The sequence below is a fragment of the Mycobacteroides chelonae genome, from assembly GCF_016767715.1.
GTDB classification, from domain to species: domain Bacteria; phylum Actinomycetota; class Actinomycetes; order Mycobacteriales; family Mycobacteriaceae; genus Mycobacterium; species Mycobacterium gwanakae.
The window spans coordinates 4,415,132-4,430,579 of sequence record NZ_CP050145.1 but is presented as its reverse complement, the minus strand read 5'-3'; the positions used below and the strand labels follow the sequence as shown (position 1 = coordinate 4,430,579).

Annotated in this window: 14 protein-coding genes and 1 pseudogene; 11 read left to right on the top strand and 4 right to left on the bottom strand. The window is 64.5% G+C overall.

From position 1 onward, the window contains the following. Nucleotides 1-39 precede the first annotated feature (39 nt). From HBA99_RS21790 to ttfA, 3 genes are all read left to right on the top strand, one after another. A complete protein-coding gene (locus tag HBA99_RS21790; RefSeq protein WP_057968949.1) occupies nt 40-957 on the top strand; it encodes an SRPBCC family protein in 918 nt (305 codons plus the stop codon). A 141-nt stretch (nt 958-1,098) separates the two neighbouring features. Next, nucleotides 1,099-3,645 carry an ATP-dependent chaperone ClpB gene (gene clpB, locus HBA99_RS21785; protein ID WP_070951966.1) on the top strand — a complete coding sequence of 849 codons (2,547 nt, stop codon included), beginning with the start codon at nt 1,099-1,101 and terminating at the stop codon, nt 3,643-3,645. A gap of 158 nt (nt 3,646-3,803) precedes the next feature. Next, on the top strand, nt 3,804-4,538 hold the full coding sequence (ttfA, locus tag HBA99_RS21780; RefSeq protein WP_030097156.1) for a trehalose monomycolate transport factor TtfA: 735 nt from the start codon (nt 3,804-3,806) through the stop codon (nt 4,536-4,538). On the opposite strand, the gene HBA99_RS21775 is transcribed toward ttfA, so the two are convergent. Beyond that, nucleotides 4,535-7,333, bottom strand: a complete 2,799-nt coding sequence (locus tag HBA99_RS21775; RefSeq protein ID WP_070951967.1) for an MMPL/RND family transporter — start codon at nt 7,331-7,333, stop codon at nt 4,535-4,537. The two genes, ttfA and HBA99_RS21775, sit on opposite strands and share 4 nt — an antisense overlap. Then, nucleotides 7,333-7,800, bottom strand: a complete 468-nt coding sequence (locus HBA99_RS21770; RefSeq protein ID WP_046254985.1) for an MmpS family transport accessory protein — start codon at nt 7,798-7,800, stop codon at nt 7,333-7,335. Before HBA99_RS21770 ends, HBA99_RS21775 begins: the two co-directional genes overlap by 1 nt. A gap of 122 nt (nt 7,801-7,922) precedes the next feature. Here HBA99_RS21770 and HBA99_RS21765 point away from each other — a divergent pair, with 122 nt between their 5' ends. From HBA99_RS21765 to HBA99_RS21740, 6 genes and pseudogenes are all read left to right on the top strand, one after another. Then, entirely contained in the window at nt 7,923-8,714 is a 792-nt protein-coding gene (locus HBA99_RS21765; RefSeq protein ID WP_070932557.1) for an SDR family NAD(P)-dependent oxidoreductase, read from the top strand. Then, entirely contained in the window at nt 8,701-9,273 is a 573-nt protein-coding gene (gene pyrE / locus HBA99_RS21760; protein ID WP_030097152.1) for an orotate phosphoribosyltransferase, read from the top strand. Before HBA99_RS21765 ends, pyrE begins: the two co-directional genes overlap by 14 nt. Next, nucleotides 9,270-10,185: pseudogene (locus HBA99_RS21755) on the top strand (hypothetical protein). Before pyrE ends, HBA99_RS21755 begins: the two are co-directional and overlap by 4 nt. Before the next feature lies 1 nt (nt 10,186). Beyond that, nucleotides 10,187-10,861 (top strand): TrmH family RNA methyltransferase, encoded by a 675-nt coding sequence (locus HBA99_RS21750; protein ID WP_057968961.1) that lies wholly within the window; start codon nt 10,187-10,189, stop codon nt 10,859-10,861. Nucleotides 10,862-10,892: 31 nt separating this feature from the next. Continuing rightward, complete coding sequence (locus tag HBA99_RS21745) at nt 10,893-11,990, top strand: glycoside hydrolase family 76 protein (protein WP_070932560.1); 1,098 nt, start codon at nt 10,893-10,895, stop codon at nt 11,988-11,990. A 1-nt stretch (nt 11,991) separates the two neighbouring features. Next, nucleotides 11,992-12,420: an acyl-CoA thioesterase gene (locus tag HBA99_RS21740; protein ID WP_030097148.1), complete on the top strand. Its 429-nt coding sequence runs from the start codon at nt 11,992-11,994 to the stop codon at nt 12,418-12,420. Between the two features lie 15 nt (nt 12,421-12,435). Here HBA99_RS21740 and HBA99_RS21735 read toward each other — a convergent pair whose 3' ends face one another. After that, nucleotides 12,436-12,900 carry a hypothetical protein gene (locus HBA99_RS21735; RefSeq protein WP_070932562.1) on the bottom strand — a complete coding sequence of 155 codons (465 nt, stop codon included), beginning with the start codon at nt 12,898-12,900 and terminating at the stop codon, nt 12,436-12,438. 102 nt (nt 12,901-13,002) lie between these two features. Then, a complete protein-coding gene (locus HBA99_RS21730) occupies nt 13,003-13,662 on the bottom strand; it encodes a DedA family protein (protein ID WP_046256056.1) in 660 nt (219 codons plus the stop codon). Nucleotides 13,663-13,781: 119 nt separating this feature from the next. Here HBA99_RS21730 and fbaA point away from each other — a divergent pair, with 119 nt between their 5' ends. Together fbaA and HBA99_RS21720 are read left to right on the top strand one after the other, a co-directional pair. Beyond that, nucleotides 13,782-14,840 carry a class II fructose-bisphosphate aldolase gene (gene fbaA, locus HBA99_RS21725; RefSeq protein ID WP_109365472.1) on the top strand — a complete coding sequence of 353 codons (1,059 nt, stop codon included), beginning with the start codon at nt 13,782-13,784 and terminating at the stop codon, nt 14,838-14,840. A gap of 93 nt (nt 14,841-14,933) precedes the next feature. Then, a complete protein-coding gene (locus HBA99_RS21720; RefSeq protein ID WP_234798076.1) occupies nt 14,934-15,428 on the top strand; it encodes a hypothetical protein in 495 nt (164 codons plus the stop codon). Nucleotides 15,429-15,448: the final 20 nt, after the last annotated feature.

Here is a 15,448-nt window from a genome sequence, read left to right as displayed (position 1 = left end):
TCGTCCGCATGCATCACGCATCTGCGGTATCCCAGGGGTATGACCGCCTCGCGGGACGACCTGACATCGGTGACGGTCGGGCAGTTCTTCCCATATCCAGCCGAGCAGGTCTGGCTTGCCATCACCTCGGCCGCTTCGGTTTCCGACTGGACCACCGAGGTCGACAGGGATTCGGTAGAAGCGGGCAGGTCGTTCTCGTTCACGACCTTTCCGATGCCCGAGGTGAACTTCGGGGGCCGCGGGAACTGTGAGTTCACCGATGTCGTACCCGGTGAACGCATGGTCTACAGATTCACCACACCGGAGGACTCCTGGGATCTGCGGGTCACGTGGACGCTCCACCCCGAGCCCGGAGGAACGCGATTACTGGTCGTGCACACCGGATTTGACGTCGCCAACCCCGCCCATGTGAGGCTTCGCGCTCTCGTTCGGGATTTATGGGCGTTGGTCATGTCGCGTATCGAAGAGCTCTTGGCCCTCCCCGAGTCCGGCGCAGACCCCCCACCCGATGATGCGACGGCCTTCAGTCTGGGCGAGTTCTATCGCCATCCGCCGCGCACGGTGTGGCAGGTGGTCACTTCCAAGGAGTTCGTGGGGGACCTGGTGAATGACCACGATTTGGTGTCGGTGGAAGCCGGTAGCCGGCTGTTCATCAGCACCTATGCGATTCCGCTCGTCGGATTCGCCGGACGGGTCGAGATGGAGTTCCTGGAGGTGCGCGAGCCCGAGCTCATCGACAGCACCTTCGAGATTCCGATCCTGGGTGGAATCACCACATTGCGCATGACCTGGCGACTGATTCCCAGGGATGGAGGTACCCAGCTCTGGTTCACGCTGCGCGGGTTCGATCCGCAGTCGCCGCTCAATCGCCAGCTGCGGTCGGTTCTGCGTGGCGGAGCGCTTCCTGTGTTGTCGCGCGTCGGCGAGCTGCTCGAGGGGCGCGGCGACCGCGTGTGATCCCCGATTCGGTTCGGAGCACACCGGGGTGTGATGAGCTAGACACGGCACCGCGAAAATTCTCAAAGTTGAGCGGAACAGACTCAAGGTTGGCTGCGTTGGAATTACTGACAAGCATTTCTCTCAACCCATGGAGGTGTTGTGGACTCGTTCAATCCGACCACGAAAACCCAGGCCGCGCTGACTGCTGCCCTCCAGGCAGCAACTACTGCAGGCAACCCCGAAATCCGTCCCGCCCACCTGCTGGTGGCGCTGCTGAGCCAGACCGATGGCATCGCCGCGCCGCTGTTGCAGGCCGTGGGCGTAGACCCCGCGACCGTGCGCAACGAGGCGCAGGCTATCGCCGACCGGCTTCCTCAGGTCAGCAACGCCAGCGCCAACCCGCAGCTCTCGCGTGATTCCATCGCCGCGATCACCACGGCGCAGCAGCTCGCCACCGAGCTCAATGACGACTACGTATCCACCGAGCATCTGCTCGTAGGCTTGGCCACCGGTGATTCCGATATCGCCAAGCTGCTCGCCAACAACGGCGCCACTCCGAACGCGTTGCGCGACGCCTTTGTTCAGGTGCGCGGCAGCGGCCGGGTGACCAGCCCCGAGCCCGAGTCGACGTTCCAGGCGTTGGAGAAGTACTCCACCGACCTGACCGCCCGCGCCCGCGAGGGAAAGCTCGACCCGGTGATTGGTCGCGACACCGAGATTCGCCGCGTCGTGCAGGTGCTCAGCCGCCGGACCAAGAACAATCCGGTGTTGATCGGTGAGCCCGGCGTCGGTAAGACCGCCATCGTGGAGGGGCTGGCGCAGCGCATCGTGGCCGGCGACGTGCCCGAAAGCTTGCGCGGCAAGACCGTTGTCTCTTTGGATCTCGGATCCATGGTCGCGGGCGCCAAGTACCGAGGTGAGTTCGAGGAACGTCTCAAGGCTGTCCTCGACGAGATCAAGAACTCTGCGGGACAGCTGATTACGTTCATCGACGAGCTGCACACCATCGTCGGTGCGGGTGCCACGGGTGAGTCGGCGATGGACGCCGGCAACATGATCAAGCCCATGCTGGCGCGCGGCGAGCTGCGCCTGGTCGGCGCCACCACACTCGACGAGTACCGCAAGTACATCGAGAAGGACGCCGCCCTGGAGCGCCGGTTCCAGCAGGTGCTGGTGGGTGAGCCTTCGGTGGAGGACACCGTCGGCATCCTGCGCGGCATCAAGGAGCGCTACGAGGTTCACCACGGCGTGCGGATCACCGACTCTGCGCTGGTGGCCGCCGCCACCTTGTCCGACCGGTACATCACCTCGCGATTCCTGCCCGATAAGGCCATCGACCTGGTCGACGAGGCCGCATCGCGTCTGCGTATGGAAATCGATTCGCGCCCTGTGGAGATCGACGAGGTCGAGCGCGTCGTGCGTCGTCTCGAGATCGAAGAGATGGCGCTGTCCAAGGAAGACGACGAGGCCTCCAAGCAGCGTCTGGTGAAGCTGCGCGAGGAGCTGGCCGACAAGAAGGAACGCCTCGCCGAGTTGACCGCTCGGTGGCAGAACGAGAAGAACGCCATCGACGTGGTCCGGGAACTCAAGGAGCAATTGGAAACCCTCAAGGGTGAATCCGATCGCGCCGAGCGAGACGGCGACCTCGGCAAGGTCGCGGAATTGCGGTACGGGCGTATCCCGGACCTGGAGAAGCAGCTGGAGGCCGCGCTTCCCGGAGCCCAGGCACGCGAAAGCGTCATGCTCAAGGAAGAGGTTGGGCCCGACGACGTCGCCGACGTGGTGTCGGCCTGGACCGGTATTCCGGCCGGCCGGCTCATGGAGGGCGAGACCGCCAAGCTGCTGCGCATGGAAGACGTGCTGGGCGCGCGGGTCGTGGGCCAGACGAAGGCCGTCGAGGCCGTTTCCGATGCGGTGCGCCGTGCCCGGGCCGGTGTCGCTGACCCCAACCGGCCCACCGGTTCGTTCCTGTTCCTCGGGCCCACCGGTGTCGGCAAGACCGAGCTGGCCAAGGCGCTCGCGGACTTCCTGTTCGACGACGAGCACGCCATGGTGCGTATCGACATGTCTGAGTACGGCGAAAAGCATTCCGTGGCAAGGCTTGTCGGTGCCCCACCCGGATATGTCGGATATGACGCCGGTGGTCAGCTGACCGAGGCGGTGCGGCGGCGCCCGTACACAGTGGTGCTGTTCGACGAGGTCGAGAAGGCGCACCCGGACGTGTTCGACGTGCTGTTGCAGGTGCTCGACGAGGGACGGCTCACCGACGGTCAGGGCCGCACGGTGGACTTCCGGAACACCATCTTGATCCTCACCTCCAACCTGGGTGCCGGTGGCTCCGAGGAGCAGGTGATGGCGGCGGTGCGCGCCAAGTTCAAGCCGGAGTTCATCAACCGGCTCGACGACGTGCTCATCTTCGAGCCGCTCAATCCCGAGGAGCTGGTGCGGATCGTCGACATCCAGTTGGCGCAGCTGCAGAAGCGGCTCGCCCAGCGGCGGTTGACGCTCGAGGTGTCCGAGCCCGCCAAGAATTGGCTGGCCCAGCGCGGATTCGATCCGATCTACGGGGCGCGTCCGTTGCGCCGCCTAGTGCAACAGGCCCTCGGCGACAAGCTGGCCAAACAGCTGCTGGCCGGTGAAGTGCACGACGGTGACGTCGTTCCGGTGAACGTCAGCGCCGACGGCGACTCGCTCACCCTGGGATAAGTAGCTGTCGAGTGTCGACTTATCGCGGTGTCCATGGGGACTTTCCCGCGATAAGTCGACACTAGCTGCTGTCTGGACCCATCACGGAGCGGTAACTCTGGGTCACGATCCGAGCGCTGTGCGCAGCAGTTTGGCCGGTACCGGTTAGGCTGTCGCGGATGGCTCTACTTTGGTTCACGCTGTCCGCACTGTGCTTCGTCTGTGCGGCCGTGCTGCTGTATGTCGATATCGGCCGCCGCCGCAGTCGCGGACATCGCCGAAAGGCCTGGGCGCGATCTCACGGCTTCGACTACATGTCGCAGGACAAAGAGATCGTCAAGCGCTGGAACCGCGGCGTGATGTCGAGTGCGGGATCGGCTGCGGCCGCCAATGTGGTCCTCGGACAGATCCGTGGCGAGGCGGTCTACGTCTTCGACCTGGAGGACGTCGCGACCATCATCGCGCTGCACCGCAAGGTGGGCACCAACGTCATGGTGGACCTGCGACTCAAGGTCATGCAGGAACCCCGCGAAGCCGATATCTGGCTGCTCGGCGCCATCGGCCCGCGCATGGTGTACTCCACCAACCTGGATGCCGCCCGTCGGGCCTGTGACCGGCGCATGGTCACGTTCGCCCATACCGCGACCGAGACGGCGGAGGTGTTGTGGAATGAACAGCACTGGACGCTGGCCGCGCTACCCATCAACAGCAACCGTGAGCAGTGGGACGAGGGCCTCAAGGCCGTCCGCCAGTTCAACGACCTGCTACGGGTGCTGCCGCCCTCCGGGGAATCGGCACCCTCGCCCATCCAGGCCGCCGAGCGCCCCAGCCGGCCCGTCGGCAGCAGTTCCGCCCCCGCCGTAGATCGGCAGCCCGCTCCCGTGGGTCAGGGCGGCCAGCCGCTCGGCCACTAGGAACGCCGCCAGAGCTGGTTCATCGGCAGCGGCCACCAGAACTTCTTGTCGAGAATCACCGCCAGGGTCGGCACCGTGAAGGTGCGCACCACGAACGTGTCGATGATCAAGCCCAACCCAATCGTCGAACCCATCTGCGCGATGTTGATCAGACTCGACCCCATCATGGCGAACTGCGTCATCGCGAACACCAGGCCCGCCGTGGTCACCACCCCGCCGGTGCCGGCGATGGCACGGATGACCCCTGTGCGGATACCGGCACTCATCTCTTCCTTGAAACGCGACGCGACCAGCAGGTTGTAGTCGGCCCCCACCGATATCAGAATCGCGAAGACCGCCACCGGCACCGACCAGTGCAGCTGAATGCCGAGCACGTGCTGCCAGATCACCAGGGCCAGCCCGAGGGTCGAGGCAAAGGACACCAGCACCGAGCCGATGACGATCAGCGAGGCCACCAAACCGCGCAGCAGCAGCAGTACCACCGTGAAGATCACGGTCAGGCAGCCGATCATGATCAGCTTCTCGTCGCGATCGAGCATCACCCGCATATCGCCGATGAGCGCCGCCGGGCCGGCGATCTCGATCACGCTGCCCTGTAGGCGAGTGCCCTTGAGGGCGTACTTCATCTCATGGGCCAGATCCCGGACGCGCTGGATGCCTTCGTCGCCGTAGCTGCTGCCGCTGCCGATGACGATCATGCGGGTGGTGGTGCCGTCTTCGGAGAACATCATCTTCAGGTACGGCTTGAATCGCGGGTCCGAGAGCATCTGCGCGGGGAAGTAGAAGTAGTCCCCGGTGCCGGCGCTGCTTCGGCCGAGGTCCTGCATGAGCGAGGTCATGGTGTCGATCTGCGACATCATCTGCGTCATCTGCTCATTTGTCTCGGTCATCAGATCCTGCATCGAAGACATGGATTCGAGCATGCGTGGCATCGTCCGCGCGGCCTGGGTCAAACCTCCGGTCATGGAACCCGATGTGCTGACGAGGCTGCGCATCTGGTCGGTGACGCTGGACATGTTCTCGAAGTTCGACAAGGTTGATTGCGCGCCCACGCACATCGGGTCGGCGGCGCAGTTGGGTTGCGCACGTACCGCCTCGCGAACGGGACCCATTGCCGAATTTAGTTGTGACTTAAGCTGATTCAAGCTGGACTGAATGGGCTGCGCAGCGGCACTGAATTGCTTGGCGCCCTGCTGCGCGGTTCGCAAGGTGCCTTGCAGGCCCTGGAGCGTGGACATCATCGAGTTCATGTCGTCGGTCATGGCGTGCATCCGCTGCTGACGTTGCTCCATCACAATCTTGTTCTGCGACATCATCGTTCCGGCCATCCCCACGCTGTACATGAGCGATGTTTGATCCATCGGCATGCCGGTGGGCCGGGTGATCCACTGCACCGATGCCACGCTGTCCAGCTTGGTGATCTGCTGCGCGGCCTTCTCCAGGAGCCCGATGTTGGCCGAGCTGCGCAGGTCTTCGGGAGCCCGGATCAAGATCATGTCGGGGTTCATCTGGCCTGCGGGAAAGTGCTCCTGAATCGCATGCATACCTGCCGCGCTGGGCATGTCCTTGGGGATGAACTGCAGTTCGTCATAATTGAAGGACGCGGTGGGGATCACCATCATGAGCAGGATCAAGGCGGCGAAGGTCGTGACGAATATCGGTCTGGGCCAACGCGCTACGCGGATACCGACCCGGCGCCACAGCCGAGTCGATCGGGCGGTCGAGCGGGGCTCGAACCAGCCGAAGCGGCGTGCCCCGATGAGTAGTGCGCCGGGCGTCACGGTCACCGCGGACAGCACGGTGAAGATCATGGTGATGGCCCCCGGTATGCCCATCGATTTCATCATGTCCAGTTGGGCGAATGTCATGCAGGACAACGCACCCGCCACGGTCAGGCCGGACGCGATCACGACCGGTGCCACGCCCCGATAACTGGCGCGGAACGCGTCATCGACGCTGAGGCCGCAGCGTCGCCCCTCCTGATAGCGGCCGATGAAGAAGATGGAGTAGTCGGTGCCGGCGCCCAGCGCCAGCGCACCCATCAACGCATTAGTCATCATGGATGTGGGAATCAGCCCCGCCAAGGTGAGGAAGCTGGCGATCGGGGTGGCGATACCGACGGCAACACCCACGGTGATCAGCGGCAGGAACGCGACCACGAGTGAGCGGTAGACCAACAGCAGCAGACCACCCACGAGCACCAGCGAGAGTCCTCCGATGATCACGACATCCCGCATCATCGTGTTGATCTGGTCGGCGGCGGCCTGACTTGTTCCGGTGGCATAGATCGTGGTGCCCGGCGGCTTCTCGATGTCATCGATGATGTGCTGCACGGCCTTGGCCGATTCCATGGCCTTGGGGCCGCCGATCTCCCCGGCCAGCTGCAGTTGCGCCAGGGCCACCTTCTTATCGGGGCTCTCCGATGCGGTGGCGAACTGCGGATCGGACCACATGTCCATACCCGGTTCCACGTGCGCGGTATCGGCCCGCAGCTTTTTCATCAGTTCGGCACGGAACTGACGGTCCCGCTCGGTGAACGGTTGATCTTTGACGACGACCACCGCGGCGGTGTTGTTCGATTCGGACTCCCCGAAGGCCTTGGCCATGTGTTTGAGCGCAGCCGCCGATTGGGTGTTGGTCGGCATCATGGGACTGCCGTGGGTAAGGGCCAGTTCTTCGAGGTTCGGCGCCGAGGCCATTAGACCGCCGGCCACCATCATCAGGAGCCCGATGACCACGACGGCGTGCCTGCTGATGATGCCGGCGAAGCGTCCGAATAGGGGACTGTCGTGCATCAGTGACCACCTTGTGGGTCGAGTTTCTGGAAGGCAACGAGGTTGCAGCTCACCGAGGGCGTGCGACCGGTGTCGGTCTTCTCGTCGGCCACCTTGCCGTCCACGGTGATGCGGCAGGTGACGGTGTTGGTCGATATCGCCGTGACACCCGCCGCGAATGCCAAGTCGCTGGTGGTCAGGCTGGTGCGCCACGGTGCGGGGCCGTTGAAGAGCTTGGATTGGCCCTTTTCGTCGAGGTAGGAGACCGTGACGGGACGGCCTTCGCTGGACACCTCGTACGTCACCGTCTTGGGTTGGCTCAGCGACATGGCGCTCACCGCTTGTGTGGTCGGGGTGACCTCGGGTGTCGGCAGTGCAACCTTCGGAGCGGTGGTTATGTAGGTGCCCGCGGCGACCCACAACACGGCGAGTACCGGGTAAATCCAGCGCTGACGCTCGATGAGCCACACCACCAGCCGGTCAAACATTTCGCGATGCTAGCAACGCTTGCTCCCGCAAGCGGCAGTTTCCGGACAATTTGTACCAGTAACATTTAGTACCGGTTATACGGCGGGTTGAGGCGTGCTGCCAGCCGGTACGCTGACCAACCATGGCAGCCCCCAATTCGGCGCGACCCGTGGCGCTGGTCACCGGCCCCACCTCGGGCCTGGGGGGTGGTTTCGCCCGCAAGTACGCCTCCCTCGGATACGACGTGGTGCTCGTCGCCCGTGACGAGCGGCGCCTGGGCGCCCTCGCCGACGAACTCACCTGCCGGTACGGCGTGCACGCGGAGGTGCTGCCCGCCGACCTCGCGGATGCTGCCGATCGTGCGAAGGTCGCCAAGCGCGTCGCCGCCGGGATATCGGTGTTGATCAACAACGCCGGATTCGCGACCGCCGGTGAGTTCTGGACGGCGGCGCCCGAGCTGTTGCACTCGCAGCTGGACGTCAATGTCACCGCAGTCATGGAGCTCACCCGTGCGGCCCTTCCGTCGATGGTCGAGGCGGGCGCCGGCACCGTCATCAACGTGGCGAGCGTGGCGGGCCTGGTTTCTGGACGCGGGTCGACGTATTCGGCCTCCAAGGCCTGGGTGGTTTCCTTCACCGAGGGATTGGCAAATGGGTTGTTGGGCACCGGAGTTGGTATGCACGTGTTGTGCCCGGGATTCATTCACACCGAGTTTCACGAGCGGGCCGGAATCGAGATGGGCACCATTCCGGAGTTCATGTGGCTCCAGGTCGACGATGTGGTCAACGCGTGTCTGCAGGACATTGCGGCAGGTAAGGTGCTCAGCGTTCCGGGCATCCAGTACAAGGCGATTACCTCGGTAACACGGCTAATACCAAGAGGTTTGGTGCGGAAATTCAACAGCGTGGTAGGACGGGGTCGTGGCAGAACTTGATTTAGGACCGGCTCTCAATGCGGCCGAGCGTGATGAGTTGGCGGCTTTGGTCCGCGATATCGCGGTGGTGCACGGCAAGGTGACCTTGTCGTCGGGCAAGGAAGCCGACTATTACGTCGACCTGCGCCGGGCCACCTTGCATCACCGGGCGGGCGCCCTGATCGGCCGGCTGGTGCGCGAGCTGACCAACGACTGGGACTACGCCGGTGTCGGCGGACTCACCCTGGGCGCCGATCCCGTCGCGACGGCGGTCATGCATGCGCCCGGACGGCCCATCGACGCGTTCGTGGTGCGTAAGTCGGTGAAAGCTCATGGTATGCAACGGCTTATCGAGGGATTTGAGGTGACCGGGCAGCGGGTGCTGGTAGTCGAAGACACCAGCACCACTGGTGGGTCCGCGCTCACGGCCGTGCAGGCGGTCCGCGAGGCCGGAGGCGAGGTGATCGGGGTGGCCACCGTTGTGGACCGTGATACCGGTGCCGCCGAGGCGATTCGCGCCGAAGGTGTTCCCTATCGGTATGTGCTGGGACTGGCGGATCTCGGCCTGGCCGGATCGTGACCTTCCGTCGGGCCCTCGCCGCGCTGGTCGCCGGGGCCCTGGTCTTGACGGGCTGCTCGAAAGACCCTGAGAAGGAACTGGTTTACGGCGCACCGACTGCCAAGGTCGGTGAGACGCAGAGCCTGCTGGGCTGGAATCTCAGCGTCGCCAACCTGCGGTTCCAGAACGGGTATGTGCTGGTCGATATCACGGGGGCGGCCGCGAAACCGGAGGAGAAGCCCGCCGCTGCCGGTGATCTGCGTTTCGGGCTGTACGGGTCGTTGGCGCATCCATTGGAAGTGCCGGCCCTGGGCAGTTGCCGCGACGTGGCCGACCTTTCCGTGCATCCGCTGACCGCGACCCCCTCGGCGGGCGCCGCGACCGGCCTCACCGGCACGGTGTGCCTGGGGCCGATGCAGAACCAGAGCGCGGTACGGGGGGGTGTACGCGTACTCGGCCAAGGACCGCATTGCCGGGTCCACCGTGGCGTACCCGGTGGCCTACCCGATGGGACTGCTGCCCACGCCGCAGAACGACTCCGGTCTGGTGATCGTCACCAAGAGCATGGAGGCCTGGCGGGCCAGTGGCCAGCAGATCAGCCAGGTGGACCTGGGTGATCCGAATGCATTCAACGGCAACGGATTCTCGCTACTGGGTCTGAGTATTTCGGGAGTCGCGGCACGTTACCGGGACGAGTCGGCGGCGCGTGGTGGACCGCTCATGGTGACGGTGGCGCCGACACTGCCCGGGGAGGGGTTGGCGCGCAGCTGTGCCCTCTACGGGGCATCCGTGCTGGTGCTACCGGACTCATCTCTGGATGCTGTGCAGATGCAGCCGTCGTTATGCCTGCAGGGCGAGATCAACGCCGCGGTGCTCGCCGGCACCCTCTCGGTGATCGGTACCCACGCCGCGGTATGGACGATTCGTGAGTGAGGTGCCCAAGACCGGCAGGGATGAGCCGGCCGAGCCGTCTCTATGGGGTGCCACCGGCAATGGCGTGGGACCGTGGGCGGAGGAACGGGGCCTGCCGCTGCCGACAGACCCGCGCTACGACCCCGAGCTGTTGCGCGATGGTGATGCCCGCAATGTGGTTGATGCCTATCGTTATTGGCGCCGGGAGGCAATCGTCGCCGATATCGACACGCGGCGCCATCGACTGCACATCGCCATCGAGAATTTCGAGAATGATGCCAACATCGGCACGGTGGTGCGCACGGCCAACGCGTTCGCGGTGCACACCGTACACATTGTCGGCCGGCGCCGCTGGAACCGGCGTGGCGCCATGGTCACCGATCGCTACCAGCATCTGATGCACCATGACAGCACCGAGCAGCTTCTGGAGTACGCCAAGCTGACCGGCCTGACGGTGGTGGCCGTTGACAACGTCCCGGGATCGGTGCCCCTGGAGACCGCGGTGTTGCCCGCGGACTGCTTGATGGTGTTCGGGCAGGAGGGGCCGGGTGTCACTGATGTGTCGAAAGTCGGTGCGGTGATGACGGTTTCGATCGCACAATTTGGATCCACCCGCAGCATCAACGCCGGGGTCGCGGCGGGTGTGGCCATGCACGCGTGGATCCGCCAGCACGCCGACCCGACCAAGGCGTGGTAGCCCGGGGCGGGCCACCCCTAGTATCAAGTGCATGGATGTGCTGTGGGCCAACCGCGCCAGTAGCGCCGAAGCCGCAATCACCGCCAGACACTTCTCGCCGCTGTGGCACCTGCCACGCATGCGCCTGGGCATCGTGACCTGGCCGCCCGCGCCGGGCGCTACCTGGTTCAAGAACTGGCACTACTGGTGGCAGGCGCATCTGCAGGACTGCCTGATCGATGCGCAGCTGCGCGACCCGCGCCCGGACCGGCTCAAGTACATCGCGGATATGCAACGCGCACACCGGTTCCGCAACGTATTCATGTGGACCAACCAGTACTACGACGATATGGCCTGGTTGGCGCTGGCCATGCAGCGTGCCTCGGAGCTGTTGGGCCTGGAGCGTCCGCGTGCGCTCAACCGGCTGCGTCAGCAGTTCCTCGATGCCTGGATGCCGCAGTACGGCGGCGGCATACCGTGGCGCAAACAGGACAAGTTCTTCAACACCCCAGCCAACGGCCCCGCGGCAATCGTGTTGGCGCGCACCGGAAGAGTGTGGCGGGCCGAGGTGATGTCCGACTGGATCGACAACACCCTCGTCGATCCAGAATCGCATCTGGTGATCGATGGAATCCAGGAGGACGGCACCCTGGAACGGGCCACCTACACCTATTGCCAGGGTGTGGTGCTGGGGCTGGAGACCGAGCTCGCCGTGCGGACCGGGGAATCCCGGCATGCCGAGCGTGTGCATCGGCTTGTGCACGCGGTCAAGGATCACATGACGGCTGAAGGCGTGATTCGTGGCAGCGGCGGCGGAGATGGCGGGCTCTTCAACGGCATTCTGGCTCGTTATCTGGCGTTGGTGGTCACCACGCTGCCGAAGAACTCCCCGCAGGACACCGATGCCCGGGCCGTCGCCCGTGACATCCTGCTGACCTCGGCCGAGGCGGCCTGGGCGAATCGGCTGACGGTGGAAGACCTTCCGCTGTTCGGTGCGGATTGGACTCGCACGGCCGCGCTGCCGACCGTGCAGTCCCCGGCGTCGCAGTTCATCGCGGGGGCGGTCAATCCGTCGAAGGTCCCCGAGCGTGATCTGTCGGTGCAGTTGTCCGGGTGGATGCTTCTCGAGGCCGCGCACGTGGTGGCCTGACATGGCACGTGAGGATTTCAGCTTCTTTCATCCGTTGCGCGTGCGGTGGGCCGAGGTCGATATGCAGGGCGTCGTCTTCAACGCCCACTACCTGGCGTTTTTCGACGCCGCGCTCACCGAATACTGGGCCGCGTTGACCGGTGCGCGTAACGCCGAGGGCGACGGGGTCTTTGAGCACATGTACGTGGTGAGGTCGGTCATCGATTATCACGCGCCCGCCCGCTTCGACGACGTCCTCGACATCGGGGTGCGCATCGCCCGGATGGGGAGGGCGAGCATGACCTGTCACTTCGAAATACATCGCGGCGGAGAGCATCTCATCACCGGCGAGACGGTGTACGTGCACGCGATCGACGGCACCTCCACCCCGTTCCCGGATGATTTTCGGGGCAAGGTGGCCGCGTTCGAGACGACGCCGGTGCGTGCCTAGTTGAGACGGGCTTTATCAGGGTTCGTCGAGGCGCCCCTCGTTGCGGGCATGGCATACCTTCCATGAGCCATTGACCTTCTCGGTGTGATAGACCAGGTTGATCCCGTTGCCGCCCGGATCCTGCGGGTGGTGCTCGGAAGTCAACTGGGCCAGCAGATCGACCTGGCCGGGCGGTGATCCCAGCTCCACCGGATGCAAGACCTCTATGTGGGCCAACCCGATGCGGTCGCGTTGAGACTGCACGACCTGACGGACCTGTTCGTCGGTGCCAGCGGAGGTGGCGGCGGCAAGGCGACCGCACACCATGGCACGTATCAGGGGCACGTCGACGTTGTTGGTTGCGTTTATGTACGTCTGCACAGCCTCCGACGCACCCGCGACATCCGCCGGTGCGGGCTCGGCGCCGGCGGGCGCCGCAAAGCCCCAACCCATCAGCGCGATCGCCGTCAACGCTGTCAGACAACTGTTGATCTTCCCCACAGCGCGACATTAGCGTAGTTTGCTACGGTGCGCACCTGGGCATATTCACCCGCATTTGGTGGGTAGCCGTGGATCTGATTGGCGAGTTGTTTCGAGTGCGTACTAAGCCTCGGGAGCGGCCTCCGGCTGCTTCGCCGCCTTACGACGGCGCATCCATTCGAAGAACATCGGGGCCACCGAGACCAGCACGATCAGAATGAAGATGGGTTCGAGCAGCTTCTGAATGATCTCGAACTGGCCCAACCAGTAGCCCAGCAGCGTGAGACCGACGCCCCAGACGACGGCGCCCAGGATGTTGTACAGGGCGAAGATCGGGTAGCTCATCTTGGCCGCGCCTGCCGTGATCGGCGCCAGGGTCCGCACGATCGGAACGAACCGGGCGATCACGATGGCGAACGGGCCGCGCTTCTCGAAGAAGGCGTGCGCCTCCTCGAGGTACTTCTGCTTCAGGAAGCGGGCATCGGGCTTGAACATCGACGTGCCGATCCCGCGACCAATCCAGTAGCCGACCTGACCGCCCAGGATGGCGGCGATGGGAATGAAGACCAGCAGCTGCCACAGCTGGAAATTGGCCTGCGGGGCGCCGTCCGCGGCGGCGGCTGCGGTACCGGCCGCCAGCATCCCTGCCACGAACAACAAGGAATCACCGGGTAGCACCGGAAACAGCACGCCCGACTCCACGAAGATCACCACCAGCAACCCGAGCAGCGCGAGGGTTCCGAAGTGGCCGAGTAGTTTGACCGGATCCAGGAAATCCGGCATGAGTGCCAGGGTGGTGACGGATCCGGGTGCTGCCAGCAAGTTCACGGCGCCAACAGTACCGTCGATATCTGTTGTAAACCTGGCTGCCTTATGGTGAGGGGCGAATCCGCAGAGCTGACATGGAGGTCGTCGAAGTGCCCATCGCCACGCCCGAGGTCTACGCCGAAATGCTGGACCGGGCCAAGGAGCATTCCTTTGCCTTCCCGGCCATCAACTGCACCTCATCGGAAACGATCAACGCCGCGATCAAAGGTTTCGCCGACGCGGGTAGCGACGGCATCATCCAGTTCTCCACCGGTGGTGCGGAATTCGGTTCGGGTCTGGGCATCAAGGACATGGTGACCGGCGCGGTCGCGCTCGCCGAGTTCGCGCACGTGGTCGCCGCCAAGTACGGGATCACCGTCGCCCTGCACACCGACCACTGCCCCAAGGACAAGCTGGACAGCTTCGTGCGTCCGCTCATCGCCATCTCCCAGGAGCGCGTGGCCGCCGGGCAGAACCCGCTGTTCCAGTCCCATATGTGGGACGGATCGGCGGTGCCGATCGGCGAGAACCTCGAGATCGCGCAGGAACTGCTGGCGGCGACCGCGAAGGCGCACATCATCCTCGAGGTGGAGATCGGCGTGGTCGGCGGTGAAGAAGACGGCGTCGAGGCCGAGATCAACGAGAAGCTCTACACCTCGTCGGAGGACTTCGAGAAGACCGTCGAGGCGCTCGGTGTCGGCGAGAACGGCCGGTACCTCCTGGCCGCGACCTTCGGCAACGTGCACGGTGTGTACAAGCCCGGAAACGTGAAGCTCAAGCCGGAGGTGCTGGCCGAGGGGCAGCGCGTTGCCTCGGCCAAACTTGGTCTGGCAGAGGGCTCCAAGCCGTTCGACTTCGTGTTCCACGGCGGGTCGGGCTCGCTGAAGTCCGAGATCGAGGACTCGCTGCGCTACGGCGTCGTGAAGATGAATGTCGACACCGATACCCAGTACGCATTCACCCGGCCGATCGCCGGGCACATGTTCGCCAACTACGACGGTGTGCTCAAGATCGACGGCGAGGTGGGCAACAAGAAGACCTACGACCCGCGCAGCTACCTGAAGAAGGCCGAGGCCAACATGACTGAGCGTGTCATCGAGGCCTGCAACGACCTGAAGTCGGCGGGCCGGTCGGTCTCGGCCGGATTGGCTTAGTCGCCTCCGGTCGTTCCCGTTCTCCTGTCAGCGGCCAACAACTGGTGGGAGACTTCCTCCCGCGGGTGATCACGTCCGCGGGAAGAGGGAGTCGTGGCGGATCTCTGGCGGAGAGTTCTGGTGGTCCTCGAGCGGTCGGCGGGAGTGGCGGCCCTGGTCGCACTCGTGCTGGCGGTGACGGCGTTGGTGCTGGTCCTATCCCGTGGGCGGGCACCGGCTCAAGCTGATTACACGGCGGCGCAGCGGGCCGATGCGAAGACGCAGGCGTGTGCCAGCGCGAATTTGGTTCGTAACGCCGTCATGCTGAACACCAACCGGGCGCTTCCCGAGAACGCCGGCGTGGTGGGGACGCTGGCCAGCGCTGCCAACGCACGGATCGCACTTTTCAATGGCGGGCAGTATCTGTTGGCGCGGCTGGATCCCGCGACGCCGCCCGATCTCGCGGCGAGCATTCGGGACTTCGGCAACGCGCTCATGGACGTGGGTGCGGCGGCTATCGCTGAGACACCGAACACCCACCCGAAGCAGGCGCAGCGGCTGAGCAAGGCCGACGAGCTGAGCAAGCACATCGTCGAACTCTGCAAATAGTACTTATCTGACACGTGTGC

Bases quoted from the DNA above. Each gene is read 5' to 3' on its own strand.
- HBA99_RS21730 (WP_046256056.1), bottom strand. From the start codon at position 13,662: ATGCCGGATTTCCTGGATCCGGTCAAACTACTCGGCCACTTCGGAACC.
- HBA99_RS21770 (WP_046254985.1), bottom strand. From the start codon at position 7,800: ATGTTTGACCGGCTGGTGGTGTGGCTCATCGAGCGTCAGCGCTGGATT.
- HBA99_RS21775 (WP_070951967.1), bottom strand. From the start codon at position 7,333: ATGCACGACAGTCCCCTATTCGGACGCTTCGCCGGCATCATCAGCAGG.
- HBA99_RS21745 (WP_070932560.1), top strand. From the start codon at position 10,893: ATGGATGTGCTGTGGGCCAACCGCGCCAGTAGCGCCGAAGCCGCAATC.
- HBA99_RS21790 (WP_057968949.1), top strand. From the start codon at position 40: ATGACCGCCTCGCGGGACGACCTGACATCGGTGACGGTCGGGCAGTTC.
- ttfA (WP_030097156.1), top strand. From the start codon at position 3,804: ATGGCTCTACTTTGGTTCACGCTGTCCGCACTGTGCTTCGTCTGTGCG.
- fbaA (WP_109365472.1), top strand. From the start codon at position 13,782: ATGGAGGTCGTCGAAGTGCCCATCGCCACGCCCGAGGTCTACGCCGAA.
- HBA99_RS21765 (WP_070932557.1), top strand. From the start codon at position 7,923: ATGGCAGCCCCCAATTCGGCGCGACCCGTGGCGCTGGTCACCGGCCCC.
- HBA99_RS21740 (WP_030097148.1), top strand. From the start codon at position 11,992: ATGGCACGTGAGGATTTCAGCTTCTTTCATCCGTTGCGCGTGCGGTGG.